Raw genomic sequence first — 20,508 nt, 5'->3', positions numbered from 1 at the left:
GTGACCGGAGCACTCGGTCCCGCTCAGTCCCGTTCGGACGGCTCCAGCTCACGCACCTCGCCGCTGCGCAGCTTCGCCCGGAACGCCCGCACCTCGCGCTTGACCACCGGGGCCAGCAGGTACAGCCCGGCGATGTTGAACAGGGCGAGCAGGAACAGCACCGCGTCGACGAAGTCGACGACCGCCCCGAGTGTCAGCACCGAGCCGACGACCGCGAACGTGCAGTAGATCGTGAAGTAGATCCGCTCGCTCAGCAGGCTGCGGCCGAACAGGTGCGTCCACGCCTTCTGCCCGTAGTAGCCCCAGGTGATCATCGTGGAGACGGCGAACAGCACCACGGCCAGCGCCAGCACCCACGGGAACCAGGGCAGCACCGAGGCGAACGCGTCCGACGTCACGGTGACCCCGTCGGCCACCTCCGATCCGCCGGAGAGGAACGCCTCCTCCCGTGCGGTCGCGTAGAACTGGGTGCCCGCCACCGTGATCGCCAGCGCCGTCATGGTGCAGATGATCACGGTGTCGATGAACGGCTCGAGCAGCGCGACGTAGCCCTCGGTGACCGGGTCCTTCGTCTTCACCGCGGAGTGCGCGATCGGCGCCGACCCCAGTCCCGCCTCGTTCGAGAACGCCGCACGCTGGAAGCCGACGATCAGCGCGCCCAGCGCGCCGCCGGCGACGCCCTCCGGGGTGAAGGCACCGGAGACGATCAGGCCGACCGCGTTCGGGACCTCCGCGATGTTCACGGCGATCACGACCAGGCAGGCCAGGCAGTACATGAGCGCCATCGCGGGGACCAGCCGGGAGGTGACCCGGCCGATCGACTTGATCCCGCCGATCACGACCGCGCCGACCACCGCGGCGAGGACCAGACCGAAGATCAGGGCGGCACCGGCGCTGCCGAGCATGCCGTCGTCGCCGCCGGTCACGTCCCTGAGGTGGGCGTAGGTCTGGTTGGCCTGGAACATGTTCCCGCCGGCGACGCCGAAGAACAGGATCGTCACGGCGGCGCCGCCGGCCAGCACCGAGCCCACGACCTTCCCGAACCGGTTCGGGAAGCGCTCGGCGATCCCGCGCCGCAGGTAGTGCATCGGTCCGCCGGACACCGTCCCGTCGGCGTGCGTCTCCCGGTACTTGACGCCGAGGGTGCACTCGACGAACTTCGTGACCATCCCGAGCAGCCCGGCGATGATCATCCAGAACGTCGCGCCGGGCCCGCCGAGGGTCACGGCCAGCCCGACCCCCGCGATGTTGCCCAGCCCCACCGTGCCGGACATCGCCGAGGTCAGCGCTTGGAAGTGGCTGACCTCGCCGGGCTCGTCCTTACGCGTGTACTTCCCGAGCACGATCTTGATCGCCAGCGACCAGGACCGGAACTGGATGAAGCCGAAGTAGAGGGTGAAGATGATCCCGGCCAGCACCAGCCAGCCGACGATCCAGGGGAAGTCGGTCCCGAAGATCGAGACCTCGTAGAAGACGATGCTCGACAGGGTCGAGGCGACCGGATCGAACACGGAGTTGATGGCGTCCTCGACCGCCCCGAGCATCCCGGGTTGCGGGGGCGCGGCGAGGACATCGGCTGGCGGCGGGCTCGTGGCCCCGCCGTGGGGAGACGACATGGTCGCACAGCCCACCGAACATCCGGACAAATCTCAACTTCGGGGCGAAACGGGTAATCGGAGTCACACCTTGACCTCGACCCGGATTCAGGTACGAGCCTGGCTCCTGGAAGGGAGCACATCATGGACGTCACACCATCGGTCACCGTGTTCGACCAGGCCTACCGGGACGGCGACCCGCCCTGGGTGATCGGCGAGCCACAGCCGGCCGTCGTCGCGCTCGCCGACGCCGGGATGATCACCGGCCGCACGCTCGACCTGGGTTGCGGGGCGGGCGAGCACACGATCCTGCTCGCCCGGCGCGGACTCGACGTACTCGGCGCGGACGCGTCCGCGAGCGCCGTCGAGCGCGCCGGGGCACGGGCCGCCGCAGCCGGGGTGGACGCCCGGTTCACCGTCGCCGACGCGCTCGACCCGGCCGGGCTGGGCACCTTCGACACGGTCCTCGACAGCGCCCTGTTCCACGTGTTCGACGCCGGCGACCAGCGGCGCTACGCCCGCGGCCTGGCCCGGGTGGTCCGCTCCGGCGGCGTCGTGCACCTGCTCGCGCTGGCCCGGACCGGGGACGGCCCCGAGTTCGGCCCGGTGATCGACGAGTCGGAGATCCGGACCGCGTTCGATGCCCCGGACTGGACGGTCGAGGCCGTCGACCGGACGACCTACCGGGGCGTCGTCACCGCCGCCGTCTCGGCGTCCTACGGCCGGCCGGCCGGCTCCCGGGTGGACGAGCCGGCGCACCTGGCCCGCATCCGCCGCACCTGAGGGCCGGGCGGGTCCGAGACCGACGGGGCTCAGGCCGGGCGGGCCGGGCGGCGCTGGGGCAGGCAGCAGTCGACCGCACACGGCACGCCGTTGCTCGTGCATCCCGCGGCCGGAACGCTGCCCAGCCGGCGCGGTGCGGCCGCGTGCGCATGCTCGGCGACCAGCTCGATCACCATGTCGGCGAACCGCGGATCCGGCCCGGCGGTCGCCGCCCGGGCGAACCCCATGCCGTGCTCGGCGGCCCGCTCCGCGGCCTCGTTGTCGAGGTCCCAGATCACCTCGACGTGATCCGACACGAAACCCACCGGGGCGACGACGACCGCCGGGACGCCCTTGGCGTGCAGGTCGTCGATGTGGTCGACCACGTCCGGCTCCAGCCACGGCACCTGCGGCGGCCCGGAGCGCGACTGCCAGACGACGTCGAAGTCCTCGATCCCCAGCTCCGCGGCGACCAGCGCGGACGCCTCGGCGACCTGCCGGGAGTACCGGTGCCCGCCGTCGGCCGGGGTCCCGGCGGCGGCGTCGGCGGAGTTCGGGATCGAGTGCGCGGTGAACACCAGCCGGGCACCGGACCGCTGCTCGGCGGGGAGCCGCTCCAGCGCGCCCCGGACGGCGTCGGCGTTGGCGCGCACGAACTCGGGATGGTCGTGGAAGTGCCGCAGCTTCACCAGCTCCGGCGCCGAGGGGCCCACCGCGTCCTGGGCCCTGGCGATGTCCTCGTGGTACTGCCGGCAGGCCGAGTAGCCGCCGTAGGCGCTGGTGGCGAACACCAGCGCCCGCCGGACGCCGTCACGGGCCATGTCGCGCACCACGTCCTCGGCGAACGGGTGCCAGTTGCGGTTGCCGAAGTAGACCGGCAGCGCGGTCCGGGCGGCGATCGCCGCGACCAGCTCCCGGTTCCGGGCGTTGATCGGCGAGACGCCGCCGAAGTGCTGGTAGTGCTCCTCCACCGCGTCCAGCCGTTCCGGTGGCACACCGCGGCCCCGGGTCACGTTCTCCAGGAAGGGCCGGACCTCGTCGGGGGCCTCCGGGCCGCCGAAGGAGAGCACCAGGACGGCGTCGGGATCGGTGCAACCCTGTTCGTGGCGGGGCTGTTCGTGGCGGGGCTGTTCGGGCACCCCCCGATTAGACACCCACGGCGTGCACGCCGCCGTCCGCCATGACCATCGAGCCGGTGGTGGTGGGCAGCCAGTCGGACAGCACCGCGCAGACGGTCTTCGCGACCGGTACCGGGTCGTTCATGTCCCAGCCGAGCGGGGCGCGCTTGTCCCAGACGTCCTCGAACGCGCCGAAGCCCGGGATCGACTTGGCGGCCATCGTCTTCACCGGGCCGGCCGCGACCAGGTTCACCCGGATGCCGTCCGGCCCGAGGTCACGGGCCAGGTACCGGGTGACCGACTCGAGCGCCGACTTCGCGACGCCCATCCAGTCGTAGGCGGGCCAGGCCTGCCGGTTGTCGAAGTCCATCCCGACGATCGAGCTGCCCGGTCCGAGCAGCGGCTTGCACGCCACCGCCAGGGACTTCAGCGAGTACGCGCTCACCTGGATGGTGGTGGCGACGTCCTCCCACTCCGCCTTCAGGAAGGCGCCCTCGCCGAGCGCACCGGGCGGGGCGAAGCCGATCGAGTGCAGCACGCCGTCCAGGCGCGGCTCGTCGCCCAGGTGCGGCGTGATCCGCTCGACCAGGGTGGCCAGCTGATCGGCGTCCGACACGTCCAGCTCGACGACCGGGGCGGGCTTGGGCAGCCGCTGCGCGATCCGCTCGACCAGCCGCATCCGGCCGTACCCGGTGAGCACCACCTCGGCGCCCTGCTCCTGAGCGATCTTGGCGGCGTGGAAGGCCAGCGAGGCATCGGTGATCACACCGGTGATCAGCAGCCGCTTGCCGTCGAGCAGTCCCATGACGTCCTTTCGGGAGTGTGGAGCAGGTGGTGGTGACCCACGTGCTAGTGCCCCATGCCGAGGCCGCCGTCGACCGGGACCACGGCCCCGGTGACGTACCCGGCGCCGGGCGAGGCGAGGAAGGTGACCACGGACGCGACCTCGTCCGGGTCGGCGTAGCGGGCGAGCGGGATGGTCCCGAGGATCTCGGCACGGCGCTTCTCGCCGAGTGCGCGGGTCATGTCGGTGTCGACGAACCCGGGGGCCACGACGTTCGCGGTGATGCCGCGGCTGCCGAGCTCGCGGGCGACCGAGCGGGCCAGGCCGACCAGCCCGGACTTCGAGGCCGCGTAGTTGACCTGCCCGGCGGAGCCGGACAGCCCGACCACCGACGACACGAAGATCATCCGGCCCTTCTTCGCCTTGAGCATCCCGCGCGAGGCCCGCTTCGCGACCCGGTAGGCGGCGGTCAGGTTGGCGTCGACGACCTTGGTGAAGGAGTCCTCCGCCATCCGCATGAGCAGGCCGTCGTCGGTGATCCCGGCGTTCGACACCAGCACCTCTACCGGGCCGTGCGCGGCCTCGACCTCGGTGAAGGCGGCGTCCACCGAGTCGGCGTCGGTGACATCGCAGTGCACCGGCAGCAGATCGTCGGGCAGGCCGTCCTTCCCGGAGCGATAGGTCACCGCCACCTGGTCCCCCTGGGCCGCGAACGCCGTCGCGATCGCCAGGCCGATGCCGCGGTTTCCTCCGGTCACGAGCACACTGCGTCCCACGGGACGTGAACCTAACGCACTACCGACCGGTACCGCCGCGCGCGCACGGCGACGCTGCTCACGGCAACCGCCTGCCGAGCAGGATCCCGGCCGCGAGCCCGCCGATCAGCAGCGCGAACCCGCCGATCAGCCACGGCCGGCTGGCGTCGACCTCGCGCTCCTCGTAACCGAGCTCCTCGGACAGGTCGGAGTACACCGCGCGCAGCTCGGACTCGGTCGCCGCGGTGAAGAACCGGCCACCGGAGAGCTGCGCGATGCGTTCCATCGAGGCGTCGTCGACGGCCACCGGGGTGCGGCCGCCGTCCAGTTCGATCGTGCCGTAGCTGGTGCCGAACGAGATCGTCGAGACCGGGATGCCGCGCTCGGCGGCCTCCGCGGCTGCGGTGAAGGAGCCGCGCGGCTCGTTCTCCCCGTCCGGCCCGGGAACGGTCTGGGTCCCGTCCGAGAGCAGCACGATCCGGGCCGGCGGTGGGACGCCCTCGGCGTCCGGGCCGCCCTCCAGCGACCGGGAGAACGTGTCGATCGCCTGCATCGCGGTGAAGATCGCCTCCCCGGTGGCCGTCGACTCGGCGAGCTGCAGGTTGTCGACGCCGTTCTTCACGGCCGGCCGCTCGGTGGTCGGCGAGACCAGCACCGCGGCCGTCCCGGCGAACGAGATCAGCCCCAGGTTGACGCCGGGGGTGAGCTGGTCGGCGAACTGCTTGGCCGCCGACTGTGCGGCGGCCAGCCGGGTCGGGGCCACGTCGGTCGCCTTCATCGACAGCGACACGTCGATCACCAGCATCACCGTCGCCCGGTTGCGCGGGACCTTCGCCATCGCCTGTGGCCCGGCCAGCGCCACCGTCAGCACGGCCAGGGCGGTGATCATCGCGATCGCGGGGAGATGCCGCCAGCGGCCGGGCCGGCGCGGGGCGACCGTCTCCAGCAGCTCCAGGTTGGTGAACCGGACGACATCGCTGCGGCGCCGGCGCAGCAACCACACGTACCCGGCCACCAGCGCGGCGACGACCAGCAGCCCGAGCAGCCACCAGGGGGTCGCGAACCTCATGCCGACGACCTCCCGGCACCTGCCCAGGCGTGCCTGCGGGCGACCGCGAAGCGGACGATGTCGGCGACCCAGTCGCGGTCGGTGCGCAGCGTCAGGTGCGCGGCGCCGCAGCGGCGCAGTACGTCGGCGACCCGGTCCCGGTGCGCCGACGCGGCGGCGGCGAACTCCCGGCGCAGCAGCGGCGTCGTCGCGACCTCGCGCTGCCGGCCGGTCTCCGGATCGGCCAGCACCACGGTGCCGACGTCGGGCAGCTCCAGCTCGCGCGGATCGACCACCTCGATCGCGAGCAGATCGTGCCGGCCGGACAGTGCGCGCAGCGACCGCTCCCACACCGGCTCACCGAGGAAGTCCGACAGCACCGCGACCAGGCCGCGGCGGCGCGGCGGGCGGCGCAGCTGATCCAGCACGGCACCGAGATCGCCGCGCACGCCCTCCGGCGCGGTGGGGGTCGTCGCGACCCGCCGGACCAGGCCGCGGGCGTGCACCAGACCGCCGCGGGCGGGCAGCCGCACCACGTCGGATCCGTTGCTGACGACGGCCCCGAGCCGGTTCCCGCCGCCCGCGGTCAGCTGCGCGACCGCGGTCAGCGCGGCCAGCACCAGGTAGCGCTTGTCGGTGTCCGCGGTGCCGAAGTCCAGGCTGCGGGACAGATCGACGGCCGCCCAGGTCTCCAGCTCGCGATCGGCGACGGTGTCCCGCACGTGCGGTGCGGTGGTGCGGGCGGTGACCGACCAGTCCATCCGCCGGACGTCGTCACCCGGCTGATAGGGGCGCGCGTCTCCCGGCTCACCGCCGGGGCCCGGCAGCAGCCCGGAGTGGTTGCCCTGCAACAGCCCGTCCAGCCGGCGGCGGACGGTCAGCTCCAGCGTGCGCAGCGACGCCTCCAGCCGGGCCTGCCCACCGTCGGGGCCTGCCGTCACGCCGGCCCCTGGCCCGCCGCGCTGGGCCGGGCGCTGACCTGCGGCAACGGCACGGTCTGCAGGACCCGGGAGACGATGTGATCCACCGGCACCTGATCGGCGACGGCGTCGTAGGACAGCACCAGCCGGTGCCGCAGCACGTCCGGGGCGACCTCCAGCACGTCCTGCGGGAGCACGTAGTCACGGCCGCGGACCAGTGCCAGCGCACGGGCGCCGGAGACGATCCCCAGCGAGGCGCGGGGCGAGGCGCCGTAGGCGATCCAGGACGCGACGTCGGACAGGCCGTGCTCGTCCGGGAGCCGGGTCGCGACGACCAGCCGCACCACGTAGTCGACCAGCGCGTGGTGCACGAAGACGCCGGCGGCGGTGCGCTGCAGGCGGACCAGCTCGGCCGGGGTGAGCACCTGGGTGGCGGTGGGCGGCTCGGAGCCCATCCGGTAGATGATCTCGCGCTCCTCCTCGACGCCCGGGTACTCGATGAGGAGCTTGAACAGGAAGCGGTCGCGCTGCGCCTCGGGGAGCGGGTAGACGCCCTCGTTCTCGATCGGGTTCTGGGTGGCGAGCACCAGGAACGGATCGGGCATCGGGTGGTCCCGGCCGGCCAGCGAGAGCTTCCGCTCGGCCATCACCTCGAGCATCGCGGACTGCACCTTGGCGGGCGCCCGGTTGATCTCGTCGGCGAGCACGAAGTTGGCCACGATCGGGCCGAGCTCGACGTCGAACTCCTCCCGGCCCTGCCGGTAGATCCGGGTGCCGAGGATGTCGGCGGGGACCAGGTCGGGGGTGAACTGCAGGCGGGCGAAGCTGCCGCCGACGACCCGCGCGAACGTCTCCACGGCGAGCGTCTTCGCGACGCCGGGGACGCCCTCGAGCAGCAGATGCCCCTTGGCGAGCAGGCCCACGAGCATCCGCTCGACCAGCCGGTCCTGTCCGACGATCACCCGCTTGACCTCGAGTACCGCGCGCTCGAGCCGCTCGGCGTCATGTGCGGGTGTGCTCGGGGAGCCGGACGCGGGGGTGTCGTTCGACGGACTCGTGCTCACCGTGGCATTCGATCGCGGTGCCCGTGTGACGCCGGTGAAGGAGCACCCCGCCCGGGCTTCCCACATCCTATAGGATTCCCGGCGGCCACTGGACCCGATCCGCTCGACGATGGGACCGCGATGACGCGCCTGTTCAACGACCCCGACGACTTCGGCGCCGAGATGACGGCCGGCTTCGCCGCCGCGTCCGCCCGCTGGGTGCGCGCCCATCCCGGCGGGGTGGTCCGCAGCACCGCCGACGCCGAGCCGACCGTGTCGCTGGTGGTCGGCGGCGGATCCGGGCACTACCCGGCGTTCGCCGGGCTGGTCGGGCCGGGGCTGGCGCACGGCGCCGCGATGGGCAACATCTTCGCCTCGCCGTCCACCCAGCAGGTGCACTCGGTCGCCGCGGAGGCCGATCAGGGTCGCGGCGTGCTGCTGTCCTACGGCAACTACGCGGGTGACGTGCTCAACTTCGACGCCGCCCAGGAGCGGTTGCGCGCCGACGGCGTGGACTGCCGGACCGTCGTCGTCACCGACGACGTGTCGAGCGCGACCGCCGACCGGCGCGCCGACCGCCGTGGGATCGCCGGTGACCTCACCGTGTTCAAGGTCGCCGGTGCGGCCTGCGCGGCCGGCTACGACCTCGACGGTGTCGAGCGGGTCGCCCGGCTGACCAACGACCGGACCCGGTCGCTCGGCGTCGCGTTCGACGGGTGCACGCTGCCCGGCGCCGACGAGCCGCTGTTCCGGGTCCCGGAGAACCGGATGGCGGTCGGCCTCGGCATCCACGGCGAGCCCGGGATCGACGAGACCGACGTCCCGACCGCCGCCGCGCTCGCCGAGCTGCTGGTCTCCACGCTGCTCGCGGAGATCCCGGACGGCGCCGGGACCCGGGTGGTGCCGATCCTCAACGGGCTCGGCTCGGTGAAGTACGAGGAGCTGTTCGTCGTCTACGGCACGGTGCACCGGCTGCTCGCCGAGACCGGCCTGGAGATCGTCGATCCGGAGGTCGGCGAGTTCTGCACCAGCTTCGACATGGCCGGCGCCTCGCTCACCCTGCTGTGGCCGGACGACGAGCTGGAACGGCTCTGGACCGCACCCTGCGACACCCCGGCGTTCCGCCGCGGCAGGGTCGACGGGCAGCGCACCCGATCCGCCGCGACCGGCACGGCACCCGCGACGGCCGCCGCCGTGATCGGCGACGCCACCCCGCGGTCGCGGGCCTGCGGTGCGCGGATCGCCGCCGCACTCGCCGACGTCGCCGGCGAGCTCGACGCGCACGCCGAGGAGTTCGGCAGGCTGGACCGGGTCGCCGGGGACGGCGACCACGGCATCGGCATGCAGCGCGGCGGACGGGCCGCCCGGGACGCCGCCGCCGACGCGGCCGGCCGCGGTGCCGGCGCCGGGACCGTGCTGCGCCGGGCCGCCGACGCCTGGGGCGACCGGGCCGGCGGCACCTCCGGCGCGATCTGGGCGGCCGCACTCGACGCGCTCGGCGGCGCGCTGGGCGACGACACCGCACCGGACACCCGCGCCGTCGCCGACGCGGTGCGGGCGGCCGAGCAGGCGGTGACGAAGGCCGGTGGAGCCACCGTCGGGGACAAGACGATGGTCGACGCGATCGTGCCGTTCGTCCGCACCCTCGACGAGCGGACCGTCGCCGGGGACACCCTGGCCGACGCCTGGGACACCGCCGCCCGGGCCGCGACCGACGCCGCGGAGGGGACCCGCGAGCTGCGCGCCGGACTGGGCCGGGCACGATCGCACGGGGACCGCAGCATCGGCACCCCGGATCCCGGGGCGGTCTCGTTCGCGCTGGTCGTGCGGACCGTCGGGCAACGGTTGCGGGAGGAGCCCACGTGCTGATCGGCATCAGCTTCAAGACCTGGTTCTCGCACGCGCGCACCGTGGAGTGGCTGCGCGCCGCGGCGGCGACCGCCCGCGGACACGACGCCGTCGCCTCCGGCGCCGTCCGGCTGTTCGCGATGCCGCAGTTCCCGACGATCCCGGCCGCCGTCGGGATCGCCGGCCCGGCCGGGATCGCGATCGGCGCGCAGGACATCGCCGAGCACGACGACGGCCCGTGGACCGGCGAGGTCACCGGCCCGGTGCTCGCCGAGGTCGGCGCGACGATGGTCGAGGTCGGGCACGCCGAGCGGCGGGCGCACTTCGGCGAGAACGATGACGTCGTCGCCGCGAAGACGCTCGCCGCGCTGCGCACCGGGCTCACCCCGGTGTTGTGCGTCGGGGAGACCGAGCGGGACACCCCGCAGCGCGCCGCGGACGCGGTGCGGGCCCAGATCGACAGCGCGCTCGCGCCGGCCGGGGCCGCCGGGATCGGCGGCCGGCTGGTGGTGGCCTACGAGCCGGTGTGGGCGATCGGCGCCCCGCAACCGGCACCGCCGGAGCACGTACGGGAGATCGGATCCGCGCTGCGCGCGCACCTCGCCGCCGGGCCCGGCGGCGAGGTGATCTACGGCGGCAGCGCGGGCCCCGGGCTGCTGCCGCGGATCGCCGACGGCGTCGACGGGATGTTCCTCGGCCGGTTCGCGCACGATCCGGCCGCGCTCGGGGTCATCCTCGACGAGGTGCTCGCGCTGGGCGCCACCCCGGCGGACGCCCGATGAGCGCCACCCCGGGGCTGCGCGGCGGGATCGAGCGCCGCGGCCTGCGCGACCACGTCTACGAGCGGATCCTGGAGCTGCTGCTCAGCGGCGGCCTGGAACCGGGCACCCGGCTCGGGATCGACACCATCGCCCGCGACCTGGCCGTCTCCCCCACCCCGGTGCGGGAGGCGATGGTCCAGCTCGAACGCACCGGCCTGGTCACCCGGGAGGCGCTGAAGGGCTACCGGGTCGCGCCGCCGCTGGGTGCCCCGCAGCTGGCCGAGCTCTTCGACGCCCGGCTGATGCTGGAGGCCACCGCGACCCGGATGGCAGCCCCGGCCGGCCCGGAGCTGCTCGACGAGCTGCGGCGCGCACAGCGCGAGCACGCCCGGGTCGGTGAGCGGGTGGCCGAGGCGCTCGACGCGGGGCGGGTCGATCTCCCGCTGACCGCCGAGTACTTCGCCGCCGACACCGGCTTCCACGCCGTCGTGCTGCACCACTGCGGCAACCGCTACCTGCTCGACATGTCCGAGACGCTCGGGGCCCAGGTGCACCGGATGCGGCAGACCGCGCTGCGCGGCGTGCCGGACGTCGAGGAGGCGGTCGCCGAGCACGCCGCGGTGGTCGAGGCGTTCGCCTCCGGCGAGATCGACGCGCCGGTCGAGGCCATGACCCGGCACCTGCAGAACGTCCGGGAGCGCTCGCTGCGTCTCGAACGCGGGGACTGACCCGGCTCCTATCCGGACCATCAACCCGATTGACGTCGCCGGACAATCCTATAGGATCTCTGAAAGATTCTCGCACCGCTGCGAACGAGGAGCTGCTGTGACCGCTCGCCCCGATCTCACCGCCGACACCTGGCCGATCGCCGTGTGCATGCACGGTTTCGCCCCGATCGGCCGGGACGGGATCGCCCTGCACGACGCCCCCGCCGAGCGCTGGGACGCGCTGTTCGCCGAGGTCGCCTCGCTCGGGTTCACCGAGCTGGAGCTGGCCGACTCGCACATCCGCCCGGCCGATCTGGAACCGAGCCGCCGCGCCGAGCTGCTCTCGATCGCCGGGGGGCACGGCGTGTCGATCATCTCGGTGCACGTGCAGCGGCAGAGCGTGCTGCAGCCCGGCCGGGAGGACCGCAACCTCGACTACGCGCACCGCACCGTCGACGCCGCCGCCGAGATGGGCATGAGCGTGTTCTCCACCGGCCTGCACCACCCGTTCTCCGAGGCCCAGAAGCGGGCGCTCTGGTTCTGGACCGCGCCCGGCTGGAAGGACCCGGACGACGCCGACACCAGGGCGTTCGCCGTCGACCGGCTGCGCGAGCTCGGCAAGCACGCCCAGGACGCCGGGCTGCCGATGGCGCTGGAGATGTACGAGGACACCTACCTCGGCACCGCCGACTCCGCCGTGCAGCTGATCCAGGAGATCGGGCTCGACAACGTGGGCCTCAATCCCGACATCGGCAACCTCGTCCGGCTGCACCGGCCGATCGAGGACTGGCGGGAGATGCACGCCAAGACGCTGCCCTACGCCAACTACTGGCACGTCAAGAACTACGCCCGCGACGAAGCCGGTGACGGCTCCTGGTTCAGCTCCACGCCGACGTCGATGGAGCTCGGTCTCATCAACTACCGCCAGGTCGTGCGGGACGCCGTGGAGCTGGGATTCCGCGGCCCGTTCCTGATGGAGCAGTACGGCGGCGACTCGCTCGGCGTCTGCGCCACCAACCGCGACTACCTGCGCACCCTGCTCCCGCGCTCCTGAGGAGACCCGCATGACATCCCGACCGACTCTCACCGGTACCTACGCGGTGATCGGCAGCGGCTACATGGGCGGCGGGATCGCCCAGGTACTGGCCCTGGCCGGCGCGCACGTCCGGATCGCCGACGTCGACGCGGCGACCAGCACCGCCAACCGGGAACGACTGATCGGCGAGGCGAAGCAGTTCGCCACCGACCAGCTCTTCCCCCCGCACGCACCCGACACGATCGCCGAGCGGGTCACCGTCGCCGGGTCCTTCGAGGAGGCCGTCGAGGGTGCCTCCTTCGTCGAGGAGGCGGTGCCCGAGAAGATCGAGATCAAGCACGACGTGCTGCGCCGGGTCTCCGCGGCCGCCGCACCGGAGACCGTGATCGGCTCCAACACCTCGACCATCCTGATCGGCCGGATCGCCGAGGCCGTGACGCACCCGGAGCGCTTCCTCGGCGTGCACTTCTCCAATCCGGCGCCGTTCATCCCGGGCGTCGAGGTGATCGCTCACGCCGGGACCGACGAGTCGATCATCCCCGGCGTCGAGGAGATCGTCCGGGCGACCGGCAAGCATCCCGCCCGGATCTCCGACGCCGACGGCTTCGTCCTCAACCGGCTGCAGTACGCGCTGTTCGAGGAGGCCTCCAAGCTGGTCGACGAAGGCGTCGCGAACGCGGCCGACGTCGACACCATCGTCCGCACCACGTTCGGTTTCCGGCTGCCGTTCTTCGGCCCGTTCGCGATCGCCGACATGGCGGGCCTGGACGTCTACAAGTTCTGCTTCGAGTCGTTGCAGGGCCGCTGGCCGGAGCGCTTCGCCACCCCGCCCGCGCTGGCCGAGCACGTCGGGAACGGCCGGCTGGGCACCAAGTCCGGCGGCGGGTTCCTCGACGTCCCGGCCGAGCGGGTGCCCGAGCTGGTGGCCTACCGCAACCGCGCCTACGTGCGGATGCAGCAGCTGCTCGACGAGCTCGGCCCGGCCCCGGTCCAGGAGACCGGCCGATGAGCGCCCCGTTCCCGGCCGAGCGCACCGTCATCCTGACCGGCGCCGGATCGCCGCGCGGGATCGGCCGCGCCACCGCCTTCCATCTCGCCGAGGCCGGCTGGAACGTCGGGCTGATCGACGTCGACGCTGCCGCGGCCGAGGCGACCGCCGCCGAGGTGGCCGCGGCGCACGGCGTGCGTGCGGTGGGGATCGGCGCGGACGTGGCCGACCGGACCGCCGCGGTGGCCGCCGTCGACACCCTGGAGGCCGAGCTGCCCCGGCTGGTCGCGCTGGTCGCGTTCGCCGGGGTCTCCTCCCCCGTGCCCTATCTCGACGTCGACGCCGACGAATGGCGCCGGGTCGTCTCGATCAACCTGGAGGGCACCCACTGGGTCACCCAGCGGGTGGCCCGCTCGCTGGTCGGGCACGGAGTCGGCCGGATCGTCGGTGTGTCGTCGGTGTCGGCGCAGCGCGGTGGCGGTACCTACTCGAAGACGCCCTACTCCGCCGCCAAGGCCGGGATCGTCGGGCTGATCCGGTCGGTCGCCCGCGAGCTGGGCCCGCACGGGGTGACCGCGAACGTGATCTCCCCCGGCCCGATCGACACCGACATCATGGGCGGCACGCTGAGCGAGGAGCGCAAGGCCGCGATGGCGGCCGACGGTGTGCTCACCCGGATCGGCACGCCGCGCGACGTCGCGGCCGCCGCCGCCTACCTGATCAGCGCCGACGCCGGCTTCGTGACCGGCCAGACGCTCAACGTCGACGGCGGCCTGTACATGCACTGAGTCGCCGTGCGCGACCGCGCCGCCGACCGCACCCGTCCCACCGTGGAGGCACCGTGCCCGAGCAGTCCCCCCGTCCCGGCCCCTTCCCCGGCTGGAGCTGGTCGCGGGTCGCGTTCCTGACCGTCGGCGTCGTGCTGTCGGGGATCGGGCTCGTCCTGATCCTCGGCTGACCCCGCCGCACCTGCCGCACCTGTCACACCCGCCGCACCGTCCTCGAGCTCGAAGGAGAGATCGTGGCCACCTCGTCATCCGGGCCGTCCGGCTCGTCCGCTGACGCGCCGCGGGAGCTGCTGAACAGCCCGCACCTGGAATCCGGGATCCGCAAGTCGGTCCGCCGGCTGATGCCGATGCTGGTGATCCTGTACTTCGTCGCCTTCCTGGACCGCACCAACATCGCGTTCGCCGAGGAGGGCCTGCAGGTCGACCGGGGTGTCAGCGCGGGGGCGTTCGCGCTCGGCGCCGGCATCTTCTTCATCGGCTACGCGCTGTTCGAGATCCCCAGCAACCTGCTGCTGAAGAAGTACGGGGCCCGGTTCTGGCTGGCCCGGATCGCGATCACCTGGGGCCTGGTCGGCGCCGCGTTCGCCTTCACCACCAACGACACGATGTTCATCGTGCTGCGGTTCCTGCTCGGCGTGGCGGAGGCCGGGCTGTTCCCCGGCGTCATCATGTTCCTCGCCGAGTGGTTCCCGAACCGCAAACGCGTGCAGATGTTCGCGATCTTTTACCTCGCACAGCCGTTCAGCCAGATGGTCGGCGGCCCGTTGTCCGGGGTGATGATCAGCTTCGGTAACCGGTTCACGCCGTTCCTCGGCTGGCAGGTGATGTTCTTCATGCAGGGCATGATGGCCGTCGTCGCCGGCATCGTCGCGCTGTTCGTGCTCATCGACTCCCCCTCGAAGGCCCCGTTCCTCAGTACCGAGGAGAAGACGGCGATGCGCGAGGTGATGGAGCACGAGAACGCCGTCAAGGACTCCGACGGGCCCCGCGGCATCGTCCCGGCGATGCTCAGCGCGAAGGTCTGGTACTTCACGGTCATCTACTTCTGCCTGCAGATCGCCGTCTACGGCACCACCTTCTACCTGCCGCAACAGGTGTCGTCGCTGATCGGGCGGGACGTCGGCTGGGAGGTCGGGCTGGTCACCGCCATCCCGTGGGCGGTCGGCCTGTTCGCCTGCTACTACATCGGACGGCACGCGGACACGCTGCGGCGCAGGCGCAACTGGGGAACGATCGCGTTCGCCGTGACCGGCACCGCGATCCTGGTGTCGGGCTGGGCCGGTGCGAACGGCCAGGCGCTGCTCGGCATCGCCGCGATCACGGTGGCGGTCTCGGCGTTCCTCTGCGCCGGTCCGATCAGCTGGTCGTTCCCGACCGCTTTCCTCGCCGGGGCGGCAGCGGCGACCGGGATCGGGCTGATCAACTCGATCGGCAACCTCGGTGGTTTCGTCGCGCCGATCATGCGGACCGCGATCAACGACCTGGTTCCGACCGACACCGGCATGTGGGGCGTGCTCTCGCTGGGGGTGCTGGCCTTCCTCGCCGCCGCGATGACCTGGGGCACCCGGTTCTTCACCGCCCGCGCCGACGACCTGCTCGGTGACGCACCGGGCGCGGCCCGCCGGGAGACCGGGCGGTGATCCGAGACGACGCCGCCCCGCGCACCGCGCCAGGCGTGCCCCGCCGTCACGTTGGATCGGATACCGCCGCCGGGCCGGTCCCCGAGCAGCCCGTCCAGCCAGGACAGTCCCTTCCCCAGGGACAGCCGGTCGTCACGCGGGGTCTCGATCTCGACACAGCCGCGCAGGCCCTCGATCGTCGACGGCACCGCGGCCTCGGCCGCTCCGGTCAAGCTCATCGCTGTCCCCTGCCGTTCGCTGCGCACACCGTAGGCCCGGCGCACGGCATGGATGACCCGTGTTCCGGGGTCTGCCAGGATCGGGCGATGGCAACAGGATCGAAGGTGCGCTGGAACCAGCTGGGGACGACCGGCCGGGTCGCGGTGGTGCTCGCGGGGGTGCTCCAGTTCGGACTGCTCGGTGCGGCATGGGCGGACCTGGCCCGGCGCGCCCCGTCCGAGGTGAACGGTCCGCGGTGGGTGTGGGCGCTGGCCGCACTGGTGAACTTCGCCGGCCCGATCACCTACTTCGCGCGCGGCCGCAAGCGCTGACCGTCGGCTCTCACCGGGTGGGCGGCTCCTGCTCGACGAAGCGGAGCGTCATCGCCAGGTAGTCGCGCAGTGACACGGTTCCCGGCGCCTGCCGGAGCCGGCCCCAGATCGCGTTGGCTGCGCCCGGGCTCAGCGCGCGGGAGTGCGCGACGGTCGCGCGGGCCTCCGCGTCGGCGATCTCCCGGCCGGCCAGCGCCGCGAACGCGGCGACCAGCGCGACCGCCCGGTCCTCGTCCATGGGTGCAGCAGAGCACGGACCCCCGACAGCGATCGCGGGACGCTGCAGCGGCACCCGTGCGCCGGCGCGGGAGACCACCCGTCTGGTGGCGAGCCACGGGCGATGACCGGAGTCTCGTCCCGCTAACCTTGCGCGTCGCACGGCGCCCCCTCGATCGATCGGACGTGGCCGGCGGACATCCCGGTCTCCCGGTCGCGGGGCGCCGCGGGCATCGGAGCGGCACTGCCGCCGATGAGAAGGAGATCGACCGTGGTGACGACCTCGACACCCGACGGCGCGGGTACGCCGCAGGGCGCGGAGCCTCCGGCGGAGGTACCCGCACCGGGGCCGCGGCTGCGGGTGTGGCACTTCCTGGTCCTGGTCCTCGGATACCTGGCGCTGGTGCAGGGCGCAGCGATCTGGCTGGCCGCGGATCAGGGCGCCGGCGAGAGCGGTCTGACCTCCACCGACGCGATCCTCCGCCAGATCCTGATCCCGGTCGGCATCGGCTGCATCGTCGCCCTCGCGGCCGTGACGTACCTGCGCTCCTGGCAGACGATCTTCGTCGAGCCCCGCACGATGCGCCCCTGGCTCATCGCGATTCCGGTCGTCCTGCTGCTGACCGGCGTGGTCGTCACCGACTACGGCGGCCTCGCCGGCAAGGGCGTCGCCTTCGTCGGAGCCCTGCTGGTCGCCACCATGATGGTCGGGTTCGCCGAGGAGCTGCTGTTCCGCGGTGTCGGCGTGCAGGTCTTCCGCCGGGCCGGCTTCACCGAGTTCCGGGTCGGGCTCTGGACCAGCATCGTGTTCGGTGTCGCGCACGGTTCCAACGGGCTCGTCACCGGCGAGTTCGGCAACGCACTCCTGCAGGTCGTGCTGACCACCGGCACCGGATTCGTGTTCTATCTCGTGTTCCGCAGCACCGGCGCCCTGACGATGGCGATGCTGGCGCACGGTTGGTGGGACTTCAGCGTGCTGAGCACCCAGGTCGATCCCGCGAACCCCACCTCCATGGAGTACGTCGCCTTCGGCGCGTTGGCCGCGATCCTGCTGGCCGTGCTCGTGCTGCGCCGCAGGATGAGCTGACGCTCCGGGTTCGTCCCCGCGGCGCTGGTACTAGTCCAGCAGCAGGAACGCGATCGCCGCGATCCCGACCACGACGATCACCGCGCGCAGCACCGTGGGAGGCAGCCGCCTGCCCACCTTCGCCCCCAGCAGGCCGCCGAAGATCGAGCTCACCGCGATGATCCCGACCACCGTCCAGTCGACCGGCGCCACCACCGCGTAGATCACGCCGGCGACCAGGTTCACCACCGCGGCGAGGGTGTTCTTGAACGCGTTCAGCCGCTGCAGCGGATCGGCAACGAGCAGCCCCAGCAACCCGACCAGCATGATCCCCTGCGCGGCGGTGAAGTAGCCGCCGTAGATCCCGACCGCGAAGACGGCCAGGTACACCAGCGGCCCGGACGCCTGGGCCGGCTTTGCCCGCTCCTTGAGCCGCCGGGCGAGCAGCGGCTGCACCGCCACCAGCAGCACCGAGAGCCCCACCAGCACCGGCACGATGGTCTCGAACGCGTCCGGCGGCAGCGAGAGCAGCAACGCGGCGCCGCCGATCGCCCCCAGGAACGACGCCACCGCGTAGCCGGCGAGCCTGCGGCCGTGCCCGGTCAGCTCCTTGCGGTACCCGACGGCCCCGGTGATCGTGCCGGAGATCAGGCCGATCGCGTTCGACGTCGTCGCCGTCACCGGTGGGTATCCGAGGGCGACCAGCACCGGGAAGGTCACCAGCGTCCCCGAGCCGACGACGGTGTTGATCAGCCCCGCCCACAGCCCGGCCAGCGCGATGACCGCGACCTCCCACCCTTGCACGCCGAGCACTCTAGGCGCCGGTCCTCGGCGACCCGGCCGGCCCACGACGCGTATGCCTTACGCCACGTGCGTAGGCCACCACACGCAACGCGTGTAATGATCAACACGTGCCCCTGACGACCTCCGAGGATCCCCGCTGGGCCGCTCCGCCCCGGCCGGCCGGCCGCACCCTCGACCGGGCGGGGATCGTCGCGACCGCGTTGGAGGTCGCCGACGCCGAGGGACTCGAGGCCGTCTCCATGCCCCGGCTGGCCCGCGAGCTCGGGTCCGCCCCGATGTCGCTGTACCGGCACGTGCCCGGCAAGGACGCGCTGGTCGATCTGGTCCTGGAGTCCGCGCTCGGTGAGCCACCGGACCTGACCGGCTGCCCGGTGCGGCTGGGGCTGGAGATCTGGGCGACCGCGTTGCGCGACGTACTCGACGAGCACCCCTGGGTGGTCGCGCTGATGGCCGGGCCGCGGCAGGCCGGGCCGGCGGAGTGCGGCTGGGCGGAGGCGTTGCTCGCGCACGTCGTCGGCGCCGGGCACCCACTGGGCACCGCGGTGGAGGTGCTGCACCTGGTGCACGGTTACGTGCGCGGTGCGGCCGCGCTGGCCGGTGACCGGCTGCCGACGGTGGCGGATCTCGAACGGTCCGGCCGGGCGGACCGGCTGCCGGTGCTGACCCGGTTGCTGGGTGGCGCGGTGGCCCGCGGGGCCGGTGGCGGGGAGCCGCTGTTCGAGAGCGGCCTGCGCCGGGTGCTCGACGCCGCCCTGTGATCTCACGCAGCCCGCTGACTCCCGCCGAGCCCGTCAGCGCCCGCGGCGCTCTCTGCCCCGCCCTCGTCCTGCCCAGCCCGCCGCTACCGGCCGGGGCCGCTACCCCCTGCTGAGCCCGTCGATGCACGGGCCGCCTCCCGGCGCCCGGCGAGGAAGCGCCGCTCCACCGGGTTCGCGGTGAGCTCCAGCGCCGCGTCGTAGGCCACCGCCGCCTCCCCGGTACGGCCGAGACGGCTCAGTACGTCGGCCCGGGCCGCGGGCAGGTACGGGTAGCGGGCGAGCGCCGGATCGTCCGCGAGCGCCTCCAGGTCGGTGAGCACCGCTGCCAGATCGGCCCCCGGAACCCTGCTGCGGGCGGCCGCCCGGTTGAGCGCGACCACCGGTGACGGCGCCACCCGCATCAGCGCGTCGTAGATCGTGACGATCAGCGCCCGGTCGGTCCGCTCCGGCGACGGGGCGACGGCGTGCAGCCCGGCGACGGCAGCCTGCAGGGCGAACCGCCCGTGCCCGGCATCCGGTCCGGGGCGCAGTGCCGCCGTCGCCAGGGTGAGACCCTCGGCGATCATCCGGCGGTCCCAGCCGGAGCGGTCCTGGTCGTCGAGCAGCACCAGCTCGCCCCCGCCGTCGGTGCGCGCCCCGGCGCGCGCCTCGGTCAGCAGGAGCAGCCCGAGCAGCGCCCGCGGCTCCGGCTCGTCGGGCAGCAGCCGGACCAGCATCCGGGCCAGCCCGAACGCCCGTCCGGTCAGGTCGGTGCTGGTCAGGGCCGGGCCGGAGCCGACGTGTCCGGCCGTGTAGAGCAGGTGCACGACGGTCAGGACGGCGTCGAGCCGGGCCGGCAGCTCGTCGTCGTCCGGGATCCGGAACGGGATGCGGGCCGACGCGATCTTGCGCTTGGCCCGGGTGATCCGCGCCGCGACACCGGCCTCCCCGGCGAGCAGCACCGCGGCGATCGCGGTGGTGTCGACGCCGCACAGCAGGCGCAGGGTCAGCGCCACCTGCGACTCGCGGGCCAGCGCCGGATGGCAGCAGGCGAACACCAGCCGCAGCGGATCAGCGGGCTCCGGTTCGTCCTCCGCCCCGCCGCCGGGTTCGACCAGCAGCGGGAGCCTGCGGCGCAGTGCCGTCTCCCGCCGCAGCCGGTCGAGCGCGATCCGCCGGGCCGTGACGGTCAGCCAGCCGGTGGGGTTGCCGGGGACGCCGTCCGCCCAGGCACCCAGTGCGCGGACGAACGCGTCCTGGGTGCAGTCCTCGGCGAGATCCAGATCGCGGGTCACCCGGGCGGTCGCGGCCACCACCACGGGCCACGCCTCGCGATATGCCCGCCGCAGCGCCGCCTCCGGC

The 20,508-nt window shown here is 73.1% G+C and carries 21 protein-coding genes; 11 read left to right on the top strand and 10 right to left on the bottom strand.

From position 1 onward, the window contains the following. Positions 1-23 precede the first annotated feature (23 nt). Positions 24-1,616 (bottom strand): alanine/glycine:cation symporter family protein, encoded by a 1,593-nt coding sequence (locus Pdca_RS16215; protein ID WP_085912218.1) that lies wholly within the window; start codon positions 1,614-1,616, stop codon positions 24-26. 123 nt (positions 1,617-1,739) lie between these two features. Between Pdca_RS16215 and Pdca_RS16210 the strand changes: the two genes are divergently transcribed. Further along, a complete protein-coding gene (locus Pdca_RS16210) occupies positions 1,740-2,378 on the top strand; it encodes a class I SAM-dependent methyltransferase (RefSeq protein WP_085912217.1) in 639 nt (212 codons plus the stop codon). Between the two features lie 29 nt (positions 2,379-2,407). Here Pdca_RS16210 and Pdca_RS16205 read toward each other — a convergent pair whose 3' ends face one another. From Pdca_RS16205 to Pdca_RS16180, 6 genes are read right to left on the bottom strand one after another with little or no spacing between them, the layout of a single operon-like run. Then, positions 2,408-3,496: a ferrochelatase gene (locus tag Pdca_RS16205; RefSeq protein ID WP_085912216.1), complete on the bottom strand. Its 1,089-nt coding sequence runs from the start codon at positions 3,494-3,496 to the stop codon at positions 2,408-2,410. A 7-nt stretch (positions 3,497-3,503) separates the two neighbouring features. After that, positions 3,504-4,280 carry an enoyl-ACP reductase FabI gene (gene fabI, locus Pdca_RS16200; protein WP_085912215.1) on the bottom strand — a complete coding sequence of 259 codons (777 nt, stop codon included), beginning with the start codon at positions 4,278-4,280 and terminating at the stop codon, positions 3,504-3,506. A gap of 44 nt (positions 4,281-4,324) precedes the next feature. Beyond that, positions 4,325-5,035, bottom strand: coding sequence for a 3-oxoacyl-ACP reductase FabG (gene fabG, locus Pdca_RS16195; protein ID WP_085912214.1), 711 nt, complete (start codon positions 5,033-5,035; stop codon positions 4,325-4,327). Between the two features lie 58 nt (positions 5,036-5,093). Then, positions 5,094-6,083 carry a VWA domain-containing protein gene (locus Pdca_RS16190; RefSeq protein ID WP_085912213.1) on the bottom strand — a complete coding sequence of 330 codons (990 nt, stop codon included), beginning with the start codon at positions 6,081-6,083 and terminating at the stop codon, positions 5,094-5,096. After that, positions 6,080-7,003, bottom strand: a complete 924-nt coding sequence (locus tag Pdca_RS16185; protein ID WP_085912212.1) for a DUF58 domain-containing protein — start codon at positions 7,001-7,003, stop codon at positions 6,080-6,082. The genes Pdca_RS16190 and Pdca_RS16185 overlap by 4 nt, the downstream gene beginning before the upstream one ends. Further along, positions 7,000-8,046, bottom strand: a complete 1,047-nt coding sequence (locus Pdca_RS16180) for an AAA family ATPase (protein WP_232021594.1) — start codon at positions 8,044-8,046, stop codon at positions 7,000-7,002. The genes Pdca_RS16185 and Pdca_RS16180 overlap by 4 nt, the downstream gene beginning before the upstream one ends. A 120-nt stretch (positions 8,047-8,166) precedes the next feature. On the opposite strand from Pdca_RS16180, the gene Pdca_RS16175 reads away from it, so the two are divergent. The 8 genes from Pdca_RS16175 (at position 8,167) to Pdca_RS16140 (ending at position 16,323) form a co-directional block, all read left to right on the top strand. Beyond that, complete coding sequence (locus Pdca_RS16175) at positions 8,167-9,894, top strand: dihydroxyacetone kinase family protein (RefSeq protein WP_085912210.1); 1,728 nt, start codon at positions 8,167-8,169, stop codon at positions 9,892-9,894. Beyond that, the gene (locus Pdca_RS16170) at positions 9,888-10,655 is read left to right on the top strand and encodes a triose-phosphate isomerase family protein (RefSeq protein WP_174824280.1); all 768 of its coding nucleotides are present in this window, start codon (positions 9,888-9,890) and stop codon (positions 10,653-10,655) included. Before Pdca_RS16175 ends, Pdca_RS16170 begins: the two co-directional genes overlap by 7 nt. Then, a complete protein-coding gene (locus tag Pdca_RS16165; protein WP_085912209.1) occupies positions 10,652-11,362 on the top strand; it encodes a GntR family transcriptional regulator in 711 nt (236 codons plus the stop codon). The genes Pdca_RS16170 and Pdca_RS16165 overlap by 4 nt, the downstream gene beginning before the upstream one ends. Before the next feature lie 97 nt (positions 11,363-11,459). Further along, positions 11,460-12,395 carry a sugar phosphate isomerase/epimerase family protein gene (locus Pdca_RS16160; protein ID WP_197719997.1) on the top strand — a complete coding sequence of 312 codons (936 nt, stop codon included), beginning with the start codon at positions 11,460-11,462 and terminating at the stop codon, positions 12,393-12,395. A gap of 10 nt (positions 12,396-12,405) precedes the next feature. Next, on the top strand, positions 12,406-13,386 hold the full coding sequence (locus Pdca_RS16155; protein WP_085912208.1) for a 3-hydroxyacyl-CoA dehydrogenase family protein: 981 nt from the start codon (positions 12,406-12,408) through the stop codon (positions 13,384-13,386). Continuing rightward, on the top strand, positions 13,383-14,153 hold the full coding sequence (locus Pdca_RS16150; RefSeq protein ID WP_085912207.1) for an SDR family NAD(P)-dependent oxidoreductase: 771 nt from the start codon (positions 13,383-13,385) through the stop codon (positions 14,151-14,153). The genes Pdca_RS16155 and Pdca_RS16150 overlap by 4 nt, the downstream gene beginning before the upstream one ends. Positions 14,154-14,386: 233 nt before the next feature. After that, the gene (locus Pdca_RS16145) at positions 14,387-15,793 is read left to right on the top strand and encodes an MFS transporter (RefSeq protein WP_197719996.1); all 1,407 of its coding nucleotides are present in this window, start codon (positions 14,387-14,389) and stop codon (positions 15,791-15,793) included. 305 nt (positions 15,794-16,098) lie between these two features. Then, positions 16,099-16,323 carry a PLDc N-terminal domain-containing protein gene (locus tag Pdca_RS16140; protein ID WP_085912206.1) on the top strand — a complete coding sequence of 75 codons (225 nt, stop codon included), beginning with the start codon at positions 16,099-16,101 and terminating at the stop codon, positions 16,321-16,323. Positions 16,324-16,333: 10 nt separating this feature from the next. On the opposite strand, the gene Pdca_RS16135 is transcribed toward Pdca_RS16140, so the two are convergent. Continuing rightward, positions 16,334-16,561, bottom strand: coding sequence for a hypothetical protein (locus Pdca_RS16135; RefSeq protein WP_085912205.1), 228 nt, complete (start codon positions 16,559-16,561; stop codon positions 16,334-16,336). 252 nt (positions 16,562-16,813) lie between these two features. On the opposite strand from Pdca_RS16135, the gene Pdca_RS16130 reads away from it, so the two are divergent. Beyond that, positions 16,814-17,626, top strand: a complete 813-nt coding sequence (locus tag Pdca_RS16130; RefSeq protein ID WP_158092114.1) for a CPBP family intramembrane glutamic endopeptidase — start codon at positions 16,814-16,816, stop codon at positions 17,624-17,626. A gap of 30 nt (positions 17,627-17,656) precedes the next feature. Here the strand turns inward: Pdca_RS16130 and Pdca_RS16125 are convergent, their stop codons facing one another. Beyond that, entirely contained in the window at positions 17,657-18,409 is a 753-nt protein-coding gene (locus Pdca_RS16125) for a sulfite exporter TauE/SafE family protein (protein ID WP_085912337.1), read from the bottom strand. A 107-nt stretch (positions 18,410-18,516) separates the two neighbouring features. Between Pdca_RS16125 and Pdca_RS16120 the strand changes: the two genes are divergently transcribed. Beyond that, positions 18,517-19,167 (top strand): TetR/AcrR family transcriptional regulator, encoded by a 651-nt coding sequence (locus Pdca_RS16120; protein ID WP_085912203.1) that lies wholly within the window; start codon positions 18,517-18,519, stop codon positions 19,165-19,167. Between the two features lie 83 nt (positions 19,168-19,250). Here Pdca_RS16120 and Pdca_RS16115 read toward each other — a convergent pair whose 3' ends face one another. Beyond that, on the bottom strand, positions 19,251-20,465 hold the full coding sequence (locus tag Pdca_RS16115; RefSeq protein WP_232021593.1) for an RNA polymerase sigma factor: 1,215 nt from the start codon (positions 20,463-20,465) through the stop codon (positions 19,251-19,253). Positions 20,466-20,508 lie beyond the last annotated feature (43 nt).

The organism is Pseudonocardia autotrophica, from assembly GCF_003945385.1.
Taxonomy (GTDB): domain Bacteria; phylum Actinomycetota; class Actinomycetes; order Mycobacteriales; family Pseudonocardiaceae; genus Pseudonocardia; species Pseudonocardia autotrophica.
The sequence above is the reverse complement of the archived record's forward strand: the minus strand, read 5'-3'. Positions and strand labels throughout refer to the sequence as shown.

What these genes read in the sequence shown, in the direction of transcription:
- Pdca_RS16210 (WP_085912217.1), top strand. Translation starts at nt 1,740, where the DNA reads ATGGACGTCACACCATCGGTCACCGTGTTCGACCAGGCCTACCGGGAC.
- Pdca_RS16175 (WP_085912210.1), top strand. Translation starts at nt 8,167, where the DNA reads ATGACGCGCCTGTTCAACGACCCCGACGACTTCGGCGCCGAGATGACG.
- Pdca_RS16155 (WP_085912208.1), top strand. Translation starts at nt 12,406, where the DNA reads ATGACATCCCGACCGACTCTCACCGGTACCTACGCGGTGATCGGCAGC.
- Pdca_RS16190 (WP_085912213.1), bottom strand. Translation starts at nt 6,083, where the DNA reads ATGAGGTTCGCGACCCCCTGGTGGCTGCTCGGGCTGCTGGTCGTCGCC.
- Pdca_RS16135 (WP_085912205.1), bottom strand. Translation starts at nt 16,561, where the DNA reads ATGGACGAGGACCGGGCGGTCGCGCTGGTCGCCGCGTTCGCGGCGCTG.
- Pdca_RS16165 (WP_085912209.1), top strand. Translation starts at nt 10,652, where the DNA reads ATGAGCGCCACCCCGGGGCTGCGCGGCGGGATCGAGCGCCGCGGCCTG.
- Pdca_RS16140 (WP_085912206.1), top strand. Translation starts at nt 16,099, where the DNA reads ATGGCAACAGGATCGAAGGTGCGCTGGAACCAGCTGGGGACGACCGGC.
- fabI (WP_085912215.1), bottom strand. Translation starts at nt 4,280, where the DNA reads ATGGGACTGCTCGACGGCAAGCGGCTGCTGATCACCGGTGTGATCACC.
- Pdca_RS16215 (WP_085912218.1), bottom strand. Translation starts at nt 1,616, where the DNA reads ATGTCGTCTCCCCACGGCGGGGCCACGAGCCCGCCGCCAGCCGATGTC.
- Pdca_RS16150 (WP_085912207.1), top strand. Translation starts at nt 13,383, where the DNA reads ATGAGCGCCCCGTTCCCGGCCGAGCGCACCGTCATCCTGACCGGCGCC.